General features: G+C 50.0%; 13 protein-coding genes. 7 read left to right on the plus strand and 6 right to left on the minus strand.

What is annotated here, in order from left to right:
- Positions 1 to 26 precede the first annotated feature (26 nt).
- Positions 27 to 1880 carry a glycoside hydrolase family 2 protein gene (locus tag NEV57_RS09860; RefSeq protein WP_257658157.1) on the minus strand — a complete coding sequence of 618 codons (1854 nt, stop codon included), beginning with the start codon at positions 1878 to 1880 and terminating at the stop codon, positions 27 to 29.
- A gap of 103 nt (positions 1881 to 1983) precedes the next feature.
- On the opposite strand from NEV57_RS09860, the gene NEV57_RS09865 reads away from it, so the two are divergent.
- The 3 genes from NEV57_RS09865 to NEV57_RS09875 all read left to right on the plus strand — a co-directional run bounded on the left by NEV57_RS09865 (position 1984) and on the right by NEV57_RS09875 (position 4819).
- Positions 1984 to 2322: a hypothetical protein gene (locus NEV57_RS09865; protein WP_257658158.1), complete on the plus strand. Its 339-nt coding sequence runs from the start codon at positions 1984 to 1986 to the stop codon at positions 2320 to 2322.
- 125 nt (positions 2323 to 2447) lie between these two features.
- Entirely contained in the window at positions 2448 to 4079 is a 1632-nt protein-coding gene (locus tag NEV57_RS09870) for a SulP family inorganic anion transporter (RefSeq protein ID WP_257658159.1), read from the plus strand.
- Positions 4080 to 4156: 77 nt separating this feature from the next.
- Positions 4157 to 4819: a carbonic anhydrase gene (locus NEV57_RS09875; protein WP_257658160.1), complete on the plus strand. Its 663-nt coding sequence runs from the start codon at positions 4157 to 4159 to the stop codon at positions 4817 to 4819.
- Positions 4820 to 4945: 126 nt separating this feature from the next.
- Here NEV57_RS09875 and pruA read toward each other — a convergent pair whose 3' ends face one another.
- The 5 genes from pruA to NEV57_RS09900 form a co-directional block, all read right to left on the minus strand.
- Positions 4946 to 6580, minus strand: coding sequence for an L-glutamate gamma-semialdehyde dehydrogenase (gene pruA, locus NEV57_RS09880; protein WP_257658161.1), 1635 nt, complete (start codon positions 6578 to 6580; stop codon positions 4946 to 4948).
- Between the two features lie 252 nt (positions 6581 to 6832).
- Positions 6833 to 7441 carry a superoxide dismutase gene (locus tag NEV57_RS09885; RefSeq protein ID WP_257658162.1) on the minus strand — a complete coding sequence of 203 codons (609 nt, stop codon included), beginning with the start codon at positions 7439 to 7441 and terminating at the stop codon, positions 6833 to 6835.
- 97 nt (positions 7442 to 7538) lie between these two features.
- On the minus strand, positions 7539 to 8012 hold the full coding sequence (locus tag NEV57_RS09890; protein WP_257658163.1) for a nucleoside deaminase: 474 nt from the start codon (positions 8010 to 8012) through the stop codon (positions 7539 to 7541).
- A gap of 29 nt (positions 8013 to 8041) precedes the next feature.
- The gene (locus NEV57_RS09895; protein WP_257658164.1) at positions 8042 to 8380 is read right to left on the minus strand and encodes a tRNA-binding protein; all 339 of its coding nucleotides are present in this window, start codon (positions 8378 to 8380) and stop codon (positions 8042 to 8044) included.
- Between the two features lie 4 nt (positions 8381 to 8384).
- Complete coding sequence (locus NEV57_RS09900) at positions 8385 to 8600, minus strand: hypothetical protein (RefSeq protein ID WP_257658165.1); 216 nt, start codon at positions 8598 to 8600, stop codon at positions 8385 to 8387.
- A 146-nt stretch (positions 8601 to 8746) separates the two neighbouring features.
- On the opposite strand from NEV57_RS09900, the gene NEV57_RS09905 reads away from it, so the two are divergent.
- The 4 genes from NEV57_RS09905 to NEV57_RS09920 all read left to right on the plus strand — a co-directional run bounded on the left by NEV57_RS09905 (position 8747) and on the right by NEV57_RS09920 (position 13116).
- On the plus strand, positions 8747 to 9343 hold the full coding sequence (locus NEV57_RS09905) for a porin family protein (protein ID WP_257658166.1): 597 nt from the start codon (positions 8747 to 8749) through the stop codon (positions 9341 to 9343).
- 167 nt (positions 9344 to 9510) lie between these two features.
- Complete coding sequence (locus NEV57_RS09910) at positions 9511 to 10284, plus strand: succinate dehydrogenase cytochrome b subunit (RefSeq protein WP_257658167.1); 774 nt, start codon at positions 9511 to 9513, stop codon at positions 10282 to 10284.
- A gap of 44 nt (positions 10285 to 10328) precedes the next feature.
- Positions 10329 to 12260: a fumarate reductase/succinate dehydrogenase flavoprotein subunit gene (locus tag NEV57_RS09915; protein ID WP_257658168.1), complete on the plus strand. Its 1932-nt coding sequence runs from the start codon at positions 10329 to 10331 to the stop codon at positions 12258 to 12260.
- Positions 12261 to 12345: 85 nt separating this feature from the next.
- On the plus strand, positions 12346 to 13116 hold the full coding sequence (locus tag NEV57_RS09920; protein ID WP_257658169.1) for a succinate dehydrogenase/fumarate reductase iron-sulfur subunit: 771 nt from the start codon (positions 12346 to 12348) through the stop codon (positions 13114 to 13116).
- Positions 13117 to 13216 lie beyond the last annotated feature (100 nt).

Below are 13216 nucleotides of genomic sequence, written 5' to 3' on the forward strand. Positions count from 1 at the left end.
CGGTATCGATAACAGCTGAAGGTCTTTTAATCCGGATCCTGCTGATAAAGCAACTGATGTAAGTCATGCAATACCGTTGCCGGCATTTTGACCACCGCCCTGTCGTAAGTCATGAGCCCGTTGGTTTCGATCTCGACATCGGTGGTTTGGGTATACACGGCAGCGGAGAGGCCCAATGGAATCAGCCGGACCAGGTCATTCACCAGTCCCTGATAACGTTTTTGAAGTTCATCGGCATTTTTGAAACTCTGGTACCCCCAATTGTCCTGCTGTTGCCAGGTATGGCCGGTGATAGGCAGTCCCAGTCCACCGAATTCGCCCAGCACCAGTGCCTGATTGGCACCGAACAGCTCCGGCCGGGGCATCACGGCATCAGGATAATTGTGGACATCCAGCACGTGACCCACGCCGAAAAAATTCCCTCCGCTGGCGCTGTTGACCAGCCGCGAAGGATCGTGTGCCATGGTCCATGCCGTGATGTCCCGGGTTTTAAACTGCCCCCATGCCTCATTAAAAGGCACCCATACCACAATGCAGGGGAAATTATAAAGCGCATCCATAATCGCTGTCCATTCCTTTCGGTAAATGGCTTCAGATTCGGGGGTACGTTCCTTATCGTACTGTCGTCCGGATGTCAGGCCAGGCCGCATATCCCAGTGGTTGCCGCCCAGGTCGCCACTCGGCATATCCTGCCATACAAGCAAACCCTCGCGGTCACAATGGTAATACCACCGGGCGGGTTCCACCTTGATGTGCTTCCGGATCATGTTAAATCCCATTGCCTTGGTCTTTTTGATGTCGAACAGCAGCGCTTCGTCCGTCGGCGCAGTATATAACCCGTCCGGCCACCAGCCCTGATCGAGCGGGCCATACTGGAAGAGGAATTCATTATTGAGCAGTATACGCTGGATGCCGTTGGCATCTTTGCCCATGGAGATTTTCCGCATGGCAAAATAGCCCGAAGTTTCATCTATTGGCTTTTTGCCGCGGATCAGCGCGACCTTCAGGTCGTACAGGAAAGGATCGGCGGGCGACCAGTGCCGGGCATTGGCGATGGACAGCAACGCATCGCTGCCTGCAGGCACAGTTTCCTCCGCTATTTTCTCCGTGCCGTTCCAGGCGGAGACCCGGACCTGGTCGCCCGGCTGCGCCGATTCGACCACAGCCTGCACCAGCACTGTCCCCTTGTCAATGTCAGGCGTATGATTTGTAGCCACCACATAGGTTTCCGACACCCCTTCCAGCCACACCGTTTGCCAGATACCGGTAACCGGTGTATACCATATGCCATTCGGTTTTACGACCTGTTTTCCATTGGGTTGCGGCCCTTCATCCGTTGGGTCCCATACACCCACCACAATTTCCTGCGGTGCATTCCCCTTTTTCAGCAGGGGTGTGATATCGAAAGAAAACGGGTCGTACCCCCCTTCATGGACACCGGCTTTTTGTCCGTTGACATAGACCTCACAGCGCCAGTCCACCGCACCGAAATGCAGCAAAACCCGCTGGTTCCGGATCTCCTTATTCACTGTAACGGCGGTGCGGTACCAAAGTGTCTGTGTTTTACCTACCGGTTTACCTACGCCGGACAGGGCGGATTCGACCGGATAAGGCACCAGTATCTGCCCGGTGTACGATGACGGCCGGCTGTCCAGCTTACCGGGACTGATCTGATAATCCCAAAGTCCATTGAGGCTTTGCCAATGTGCGCGGACCAGCTGGGGACGCGGGTATTCCGGCAGGGGGTTCCCAGGGTCCACCTGTGCCGCCCAGGGCGATTTGATTTTATCGCCCACGGCTTGCCATTTCGGCTGCTGCGCATATAGCGGGGAAAGCTGTACCGCCAATAGCAGCAGTAACAGGATATAATTACGGCGCATATGGGTCATGTTTTTGTAACAATTTACACAAAGAAACAGTATGGAACGTGTTTTTTAATATTTTTGTATTATTGGCGACGAAAGTTACATAACTTGTTGGGAAATGTCAACGGGGATAAAAAGGAAAATATACGCTAAATTGTTTTTTGCCATCTTCTTTACGAAGATGGTCATTTCCTCTGCTCCTATTTTTGTCCACGGTTTTGATCGCCAGGCGTTGCTGCAAGTGGTGTTGCAGCTGGAGATTGAAAACAACAACGGCAAAGGCGGCATAGGTGACCAGGCAAAGGACCTGTTTTCCAAATTCTACGCAAAGGACCTGATCTTTTCACATTCCGACCTTCCGTTGCACTACCTGAACAGTACCAATTTTATTGCAGACGATAAACGGCACATCCGTGCATTTTATCCGGCCGTACCCACCCCTCCCCCGAATTGTTAAATTTTTTACGCTGAACGGATTTCCGGGCTTAACAGCCTGAAAATCGATGCCGGATGATACCGCTATAGGCAGGTACTGTGCGGCAGGGAATTGTAAAATTCATTTAACAATTAGATTTATTTATTATGTTAGGTACACGTGCGTCCGCGTTTTTAAAATTATCAAAGCGGGACTTAAAATACGATTTACCGGCCAGTATCGTGGTGTTTTTAGTGGCACTGCCCTTATGTTTGGGTATTGCACTGGCTTCTGGCGCACCCTTATTCGCCGGCATTTTAACGGGGATTATTGGTGGTATCGTGGTCGCTTCGCTTAGCGGTTCGCAATTAAGCGTGAGCGGTCCGGCGGCGGGATTGACCGTCATTGTACTCGGGGCAATCCAGCAACTGGGTGCATACGAGACCTTTTTACTTGCTGTCCTTATTGCAGGAGCAATGCAGTTTGTTCTGGGGATAGTGAAGGCCGGAATGATTGGCAATTTTTTTCCATCTTCTGTCATTATCGGTATGCTGGCTGCCATTGGTATTACGATTATTCTCAAGCAGATTCCTTATGCCGTGGGATACGATTCCAGTTTCTTCGGCGAGGAGAGTTTTATCCAGCTCAATCAGGAAAATACATTTTCGGCGCTGGAGAAAGCCATGGGAGCCATTCACCCCGGCGTACTGATTATCTGTGCGGTATCCTTGGCCATCCTGATCTTCTGGCCGAGAATCAAGAAACTTAATGTGGTGCCTGCGCCGCTGCTCGTCGTAGTGATGGGTGTGGTGCTTGGCCAGGCCTTTACCGGTACGGCTTTGGACGTGGGAAACGAACACATGGTGGCTGTTCCCATCGTGAATTCATTCAATGAATTCCTCGGCTTGTTCACATTCCCTGATTTTTCACAGCTCTTCAATAAGGACGTCTGGATTATCGGTTTCACAATTGCAGTCATCGCCAGCCTGGAAACCCTGCTGAGCCTGGAGGCGGTCGACAAGATCGATCCGTTCAAGCGGGTATCACCGACAAACCGTGAGTTAGTGGCCCAGGGCATCGGCAACATGACCAGCGGCCTGCTGGGCGGTATGCCGATGACAGCCGTTATCGTCCGTTCCTCAGCCAATGTCAATGCCGGAGGGCGCTCGCGGCAGAGTGCGATTCTACACAGTGTCTGGCTGCTCATCGCCGTACTGGCCATCCCGACCGTCATTAACCTGATTCCGTTATCGTGTCTGGCAGCTATCCTGCTGCACACCGGATATAAGCTGGCCAAGGGTTCGATCTTCAAGCAGATGTGGCATAAAGGATTGGATCAGTTTATTCCATTTATTGTGACTATATTAGCTGTTGTTTTCACCGACCTGCTAACCGGAGTAGCCATTGGACTGGTAGTTGGTATATTTTACATCCTTAAAAACAACCTGTCGAATGCATTTGAATACGATATTGATGTCAATGACCATGGTGCGAAAATCACGATCACACTGGCAGAGGAAGTATCGTTTCTGAACAAGGCGTCGATACAGAAGTCGCTTTACGGTCTCCCGAAACGGATCAACGAGATCATTATTGACGGTTCACAGAGCCGTTTCATCGACAAGGATGTCATCGAAGTCATTAAGGATTTCGAACAGAACGCCGTAAGCAAGGGGAAAACAATTGAACTGGTAGGCATCGTAAACAAGAAAAATGTGCCGAATATCAAGCGTTTTACACAGACCATCCTCAAGAATAATGTTCCTAAAAAAGAACGGATCAAACAGGAAGAAGAATAGTTCAGCGAAGGTGTATTAAATCTTCGGGTATAAAACCCCGGAGCAATCATTTTAATAATCATTGTAATCAATACTATATGTTAAAGAAACAATTAAATAATCCCGTACTAAAAGCAAGTTTTGAAAAGATATTAGCCGGTAACGAAATATGGATCAAGGAAGTACAGGAGGATAAGACAGGAAAGCTCCAGCAGCTGGCCAAGGGGCAGAATCCTGAGATTTTATGGATTGGCTGTGCCGACAGCCGTGTACCGGCCAACCTGATTACGAATACGCTGCCCGGAGAGGTTTTTGTGCACCGCAACATCGCCAACATGGTGGTGCATTCCGACATGAACATGCTAAGCGTGCTTGACTATGCGGTGAATGTGCTCAAGGTAAAGCATGTGATTGTGGCAGGTCATTACGGCTGTGGCGGGGTGGCAGCTTCGTTAAGCCGCAGTCAATTTGGTGTAATTGATAACTGGATTTGCCACATTAAAGATGTTTACCGGCTGCACCGTGAGGAAATTGACGGCATTGGCGAGCACGAGGATAAAGTAAACCGCCTGATTGAACTCAATGTGGCTGAGCAGGTGTTCAACCTGTGCACCACCAGCATTATCCAGAATGCGTGGAAGGAACGGGATGACCTGGCTGTGCATGGTATGGTCATTGACATTGCAACCGGTAAACTTGTTGACTTAAACATCACGTTTACGGATATGGAGGGACTGGGCGAAGTATTTGCCTACAAATAGCATCCCCTATGCGTTTGCCTGAGTTCCCGGGGGGCCAAAAGCCGGGAATTCATTTTAATATGAAACCCCGCCGGACCGGCGGGGTTTCTTCATAAATAAATAATGGTATTGCAGGCAGGTATCGGGTTACTCCTTTTCCATGAACGGGTATCGGTAATCCGTTGGCGGATCAAATGTCTCTTTAATCGTACGCGGAGAAACCCAGCGCAGGAGGTTGATCATGGAGCCCGCTTTGTCGTTGGTTCCTGACCCCCTCGCACCCCCGAAAGGCTGCTGCCCCACAACAGCTCCGGTACACTTGTCGTTGATGTAGAAATTTCCGGCTGCATGACGCAGTGCGTGGGCAGCCTGGTCGATCGCATAGCGGTCCTGCGCGATGACGGCTCCCGTCAGGGCATAAATGGACGTCTGGTCGATTAATTGCAATGTGTTTTCCCAATCCGCGTCGTCATAGACGTAAACAGTCAGTACCGGGCCGAACAATTCTTCGCACATGGTGACGTAATCCGGACGTTTAGCCACGATCACGGTAGGCTGTATATAATACCCCTCCTGTTTGTCGTAAGTGCCCCCGACAATAATTTCCGCATCTGTATCCTGTTTTGCCCGGTCAAGGTAAGCAGCGAGTTTATCGAACGATTTTTCATCGATTACCGCGTTGATAAAATTGGAAAAGTCCTCTACCGGGCCGATGTTAAATGACCGGATATCGTTGACCATCAATTCCCGGAGCTGCGGCCACAGCGATTGGGGAAGATATACCCTTGATGCGGCGGAGCATTTCTGTCCCTGGTATTCAAAGGCACCCCGTACAATGGCCGTGGCGGCTGCCTTTGGATCCGCAGAACGGTGTACGACAATAAAATCCTTGCCGCCGGTCTCGCCCACAATCCGCGGATACGACCGATAGCGCTGAATGTTTTCCCCGATTGTTTTCCATATGGTCTGGAACACGCCGGTGGAACCGGTAAAGTGTATGCCCGCAAAATCGGGATGCTGGAAGATAACGTCGCCAGCCGTGGGACCATCGACATAAATGAGGTTGATCACGCCATCGGGTACTCCGGCTTCCCGGAAAACCTCCATCAGTACATTGGCTGAATAAATCTGTGTATCGGCCGGTTTCCAAACCACCACATTGCCCATCAATGCGGCTGAGGTGGGCAGGTTGCCCGCAATGGCCGTGAAATTAAACGGCGTGAGGGCGAATACGAACCCCTCCAGCGGCCGTTGCTCGAGCCGGTTCCAGGTACCCCGCGGCGAAATAGGAGGTTGCTGTGCGTAGATCTCGGTCATGTACTTTACGTTGAACCGCAGGAAATCTACGATTTCGCAGGCGGAGTCGATTTCGGCCTGAAACGCATTTTTGGATTGGCCCAGCATAGTTGCTGCATTCAGCTTATAGCGGTACGGACCGGCAATGAGATCGGCCGCCTTTAAAAATACAGCGGCCCTCTGTTCCCATGGAAGGTTTTCCCAACGGCTTTTGGCTGCCAGCGCCGCGTCGATCGCCTGCGTGATGTGCTCCCGGCTTCCCCGGTGGTAATGACCCAGCACGTGTTTATGGCGGTGCGGCGGATGAAGGGAAACCCGGTCATCCGTACGGACTTCCCGGCCACCGATATACATCGGAATATCCGCTTCCTGCGCCATGGCCGTTTGCAGTGCCTGCTGCAGCAGCTTCCGCTCCCGGGATCCGGGCGCGTAGGAAAGTATGGGTTCATTTACGGGTTCGGGGACATGGAAAAAACCTTTTAACATGGTATAATCTTTTGGGTAAGACAATACAAAGGTACCAAAAGCCGGCGGACTCTGCAATTTATCCGTCTGTCCATTTGGTCGGGGTGTCCTTGAATATGAATCAATTGCGGGGCCAACACCCGGTGTTTCACCAATCCGGCAGGTTAAAAACCCTTGCCTTTAGCCGAACCACCACCGCAGTAAAAACAAACAGCGGCTAATATGCCGATGGCATAGCCGCTGTCCGTTGTGATATTTTAAGGCGCTCAGCCTTTATTTCGCGTCAGCATAACGCTTGGCTACTGCATTCCAGTCGATCACGTTAAAAACCGCATCGAGGTAGGCCGGCCGTTTATTCTGGTACTTCAGGTAATAAGCGTGTTCCCATACGTCAATGCCCAGAATCGGTGTTCCTTTTACTTCTGCGATATCGAACAGCGGATTATCCTGATTTGCCGTTGATGTGACCTGTAATTTTCCGTTGCCATCCACGATCAGCCAGGCCCAGCCTGAACCGAAACGCGTGGCACCGGCAGCCTGAAGTTGTTTTTTCAGTTCATCAAACGAACCGAAGGCTTCGTTAATCGCTGTTGCCAGTTCGCCTGAGGGTGCACCGCCGCCGTTTGGCGACAGGATGGTCCAGAATAACGAGTGGTTAAAATGCCCGCCGCCGTTATTGCGTACCGCAGCTGAGTATTTGGAAATGTTCTTGCTGATTTCCTCTATGGAGCTGTTTTCCGCGTCGGTGCCGGCAATGGCCTTATTGAGATTATCCACGTAAGCTTGATGGTGTTTACCGTGGTGGATTTCCATGGTTTCCTTATCGATATGGGGTTCCAATGCATCTGTGGCGTAAGGTAGCGCCGGTAATTCAAAAGCCATAATATATATAGTTTTAAAAGTTAATAATTATTGAGTAAGTGATAGACAAATATAACGAAAATAACGGGCATTTTGTTTTGGATAACGCAGCCGCCCGCTACTTCAACCGTTTATTACGGAAAAATGACGTGACCAGTTCGGCACATTCATTGGCCAAAACACCGCCGACAATGGTTGTTTTGGGGTGCAGTATGGCATCTCCAAATCCGGAAAATCCCCGTTTTTCATCGAGTGCCCCGAACACGATCCGGGAGATCTGCGTCCAGTAGGCAGCACCTGCGCACATGACACACGGTTCAACGGTGACATACAGTGTACAGCCCTGAAGGTATTTGCCGCCAATGTAATGGGCGGCGGCGGTAAAGGCCTGCATTTCCGCGTGGGCAGTTACATCGCCCAGCCGCTCGGTAAGGTTATGTCCTTTGCCGATGATCCGGCCATTATAGGTAATCACCGCACCGATCGGAACTTCATCCTGTGCAAGTGCCTGTTGGGCCTCCTTAAGGGCTAGTTTCATGAAATATTCATCAGAAACAGCATCCTCGGCATCTTCAAAATTGATGTATTTCATTCGTCGGATATTAACTGGCAGTCCATTATTCAGATTAACCTGGCTCCATTAGGCACCTTTCGCTCCACGGTACTGAGCACAATGTCTCCCTGTTCATCTGCAAAGCCAGTAACCAGACACTCCGACATGAAATTGGCAATCTGTTTTCTGGGGAAATTAACAACGGCAATAACCTGTTTGCCGATGAGGGCTTCCGGCTGGTAATGCGCAGTGATCTGTGCGCTGCTCTGCCGGACTCCCAGTTCACTGCCGAAATCAATTTTCAGCTGGTAGGCTGGTTTTTTTGCTTTGGGAAAGGCGGAAACGGCGATAATGGTACCTACACGAAGCTCCACTTTTTCGAAATCGGCCCAGGAGATCTCTTCCATTTGCTTAGAGCCGGTTACTTTCCAGGTCGACCAGCCCTTTACTGAGCGTGTACCGGATATAATCCCGGTTGCGACGCACCCGCTGGGCAAGCCTGCCGATCAGTTCGTCCTCCTGCCCCGCCTGAAATTGCAGGTCCTCTTCGGTCAGGTGATTGTATTTCCTTGTAAACTTCAACTTCAGTATTTCCCATTCTTCGGGGCTCATTTTAAATGCTGCCATGTCGTTTGATTTCTACAAAAATATAAAATCCCGTAATGCAGGCAAAAGTTTAGTAGGGTTTACATTTTCGGCTTGAATTTTGCGGACCCTTGGAAAGTAAACATCAGGTACCATACAATTACATTAAAAAACTAAATGGGATTATTATGAAGAAGTATTTTATTCTACTCTGTCTTTTTACTGCAACGGTTTTTGTAGCCAATGCACAGCTGCTGCCGACATTCCAGTTCGGTGTTAAAGCAGGACTTAACTTTTCCAACCTGAAGTCGGAAGATGGCGGATGGCTGGATGCCAGCACCCGTACGGGATACCAGGCCGGGGTATGGGCACGGATCGGCGGTGCGGGAATCCATTTCCAACCCGAACTGTACGTAACCGGCAAAAGCTCGGAAGCCAAATTGATTGAAGAAGATAAAAAAGGTAAAGTGACTTTTACTTCGTTGGATTTACCCCTGCTACTGGGCACGCGGATTGGATTTGGACCCGCGGGATTACGCATTGTTGCCGGTCCCGTTGTTTCGTTTGTTGTAGATAAGAATATTGGCGAATCTTTACGCCAGGTTCCAAAATTCAGCGAGTATAAAAACCAGGCTTGGGCGGTAACGGGCGGACTTGGACTGGACATCAGCAATTTCCGGGCGGATGTTCGTTATGAGCATGGCTTAAGCGAACTGAGCAAAAATGACAACGCCCCGCAAAAAGTAAATCTTTGGACGGTTGGAGTAGGTTATCGCCTGTTCTAATCCATCCGGCTACGTTAATAATTACTGCGCCAGGTTTAACAACCTGGCGCTTTTTTTTGGGTATATTAAACTTAGAACAGTTCTAAATTACTGATTTTTTTGGTTTGGTTTCACCGATATTAAATCTATTGGTAGTTTTGCTTACCAAAATTAATATTTCAAGGAGAATGAGTAAATCTAAACAGGTGTTGTCTTCTTCGTTGGGGAAGAAACTGATCATGAGTTTGACCGGGTTGTTTCTGTGTAGTTTTTTAGTGGTGCACCTCATTGGCAACCTACAGCTGTTCTATAATGACCAGGGCAAGGCGTTCAATGATTATGCGTATTTTATGACCCATTTCACGCCGATTAAGATCATCTCTTATCTTCTGTATACGTCGATCGTGGTACACGCGATATACGCATTGGTGGTGACCATCCATAACCGGAAGGCGCGGCCGGTTGGCTATGCGGTTTACCGCGGATCGGAAAACAGTGCGTGGAGTTCCCGGAACATGGGCATTTTAGGCACGGTGCTGCTGGTATTCATTGTAACGCACATGAGTAATTTCTGGTGGAAATACCATAACGACAGTGTACCCTATGTGGAATACCGCACCGATTTAAAAACAAATCAGACCACGGTGACCGAGTTGGTAGCAGGTGAATTCACGGAATACGTAAGTTACGTGGATAACGAAGTGGAAGTCATCAAGGCCAAAGACCTCTACAAGCAGGTGGCATTTGCATTCAAGGAATGGTACCTGGTTGCGTTTTACGTGCTGGGTATGGCCGCTTTATCATTTCACCTGATCCACGGCTTTAAAAGCGCATTCCAAACGCTGGGATTTGACAACCGGAAATACATCCCTATTATCCGTTTCCTGGGTATCTGGATTTTCGGCGTGGTTATTCCGATTGCTTTCGCAGCTATGCCGCTGTACTTCTATTTTTTAAAATAAGCTAATTACCGTGCCCAAAAGGCCTTCTTAATAAAGAATCTGTTATGTTGAATTCCAAAGCACCAGCAGGGCCACTGGCCGAAAAATGGTCAAAACATAAGTTTAATCTTAAACTGGTAAACCCTGCCAATAAGCGGAAATATACCATTATCGTGGTAGGAACCGGGCTGGCAGGTGCCTCGGCTGCAGCCTCATTAGCTGAGCTGGGCTACAATGTAAAATCATTTTGCTACCAGGATAGCCCCCGCCGGGCACATTCCATTGCTGCCCAGGGCGGTATAAACGCGGCAAAAAATTACCAGAATGACGGGGACAGCGTTTTCCGTTTATTCTATGATACGGTTAAGGGCGGTGACTACCGTTCGCGCGAGGCCAATGTTTATCGCCTTGCGGAAGTTTCCGTTAATATCATTGATCAGTGCGTGGCACAGGGCGTGCCGTTCGCACGCGAATATGGCGGCCTGCTCGATAATCGTTCATTTGGCGGTGCGCAGGTTTCCCGTACGTTTTATGCCCGTGGCCAAACGGGACAGCAACTTTTACTAGGTGCTTATTCAGCACTTAACCGGCAGATCAGCAAAGGGAAAGTAGAAGCATACAACCGGCATGAGATGCTGGACCTGGTTACGATTGACGGCCATGCGCGTGGTATCGTTACCCGGAACATGGTGACGGGTGCCATTGAAACGCACGCGGGCCATGCGGTATTGCTATGCACCGGCGGGTACGGCAACGTGTTCTACCTATCGACCAATGCCATGGGCTGTAATGTCACCGCGGCATGGCGGGCGCATAAACGGGGTGCATTTTTTGCCAACCCCTGCTATACGCAGATTCACCCTACCTGTATTCCGGTTACCGGCGACCACCAGTCGAAGCTGACACTGATGTCCGAGTCGCTGCGGAATGACGGCCGGGTGTGGGTACCGAAAACAGTGGAGCTTGCGCAGAAACTGCGCAAAGGAGAGCTGAAAATCTCCGATATTAAGGAAGAAGACCGGGATTATTACCTGGAACGCAAGTACCCTTCATTCGGAAACCTGGTGCCCCGCGACGTGGCATCAAGGAATGCGAAGGAGGTAGTGGACGAGGGGCGCGGCGTAGGTGCGTCGGGCATTGCCGTTTTCCTTGATTTTAAAGATGCCATCAACCGCATGGGTGAGGATACTGTACGGGCCAAGTACGGCAACCTCTTTGATATGTATTACCAGATTACGGACGAGAATCCGTATAAACAACCCATGCGCATTTATCCTGCCGTGCACTATACCATGGGCGGTGTATGGGTGGACTATAACCTGATGACCACGGTGCCGGGATTATACGCGCTTGGCGAATGTAATTTCTCTGACCATGGAGCGAACCGTTTAGGTGCCTCGGCCCTGATGCAGGGACTTGCCGATGGCTATTTTGTGATTCCTTATACGGTGGGTGATTACCTGGCCGGTTTAGGGTTTGACCCGGTGGATGAAAAACACCCCAGTTTTGAAAAGACCCGGAAAGAAGTGGAAGACCGTGTACACCGGTTACTGTCGTTGAAAGGCAGCAAAACAGTGGACGATATCCACAAAAAACTGGGCCACATCATGTGGGAATACTGCGGCATGGCACGTACCGAAGAAGGACTGGCAAAAGCGAAGGGAATGATCCAGGAATTGCGCAAGGAATTCTGGGAAGATGTGACTGTACTGGGTGAGAACGAAGAATTGAACCAGTCATTGGAAAAGGCGGGAAGGGTCGCCGATTTCCTGGAATTGGGTGAGCTGATGGTAGATGATGCGCTGCACCGCCGGGAATCATGCGGGGGACACTTCCGTATAGAAAGCCAAACGGAGGAAGGGGAAGCGAAACGTGACGATGAGAACTTCCGTTATGTTGCTGCATGGGAATACCGGGGAGATAACCAGCCGGAGGTACTTCATAAAGAGGAACTGGAATTTGAGAATGTCAAACTGACGCAACGAAGCTATAAATAAAATAGGCGATACGCTTTACCGGATTGGCCTATCATGCCATGAACGTAAAGTATAATGCATCGCTTAATGCTTAAAGCAAAAAAACATGAGTGGAAACATGAACCTGACGCTGAAAGTATGGCGTCAAAAAAATGACAAAACACGGGGGAAATTCATCACCTATCAAGCAAATGGCATATCGCAGGATATGTCGTTTCTTGAAATGCTGGATGTGGTAAATGAAGATCTGGTACGGAAGGGAGAAGATCCGATATATTTTGACCACGATTGCCGCGAAGGCATCTGTGGGATGTGCTCATTGCACATCAATGGCCGGCCGCATGGACCCAAGCAGGGGACGACTACCTGCCAGCTGCACATGCGCAGCTTTCATGATGGACAAACCATCGTGATCGAACCCTGGCGGGCCGCGGCTTTCCCGGTTATTAAAGACCTTGCCGTTGACCGTACCGCGTTTGACCGTATTCAGCATGCCGGTGGATATGTCAATGTCAATACAGGAGGCGTGCCCGATGCAAACGGCATTCCGATCCCCAAAACCGTGGCTGATGAGGCCTTTGAATCGGCAACCTGCATCGGCTGCGGTGCCTGTGTGGCGGCCTGTAAGAATGCGTCCGCTATGCTGTTCGTATCGGCTAAGATCTCGCAATATGCCCTATTGCCACAGGGCCAGACCGAACGCTACAGCCGTGCCCAGGCCATGGTGGCGCAAATGGATGCGGAAGGGTTTGGCAATTGTACCAATACCGGTGCCTGCGAGGCTGAATGCCCGGTTGGCATTAAGCTGACCAATATTGCCCGCATGAACCGGGAGTATTTAAACGCGAAGCTATTCAAGGAAGAAGAAGCCCATTAATGGTGCCGACCGGCTGTTGTTCGCAATGGCCAGTACGCAATTTGCAATCCCCTCAATCGTTATTGTTGTGGGGATTTTCTATTTTTACGTTATCCAAATA

This window comes from Parapedobacter lycopersici (genome assembly GCF_024643285.1).
GTDB classification, from domain to species: Bacteria; Bacteroidota; Bacteroidia; order Sphingobacteriales; family Sphingobacteriaceae; genus Parapedobacter; species Parapedobacter lycopersici.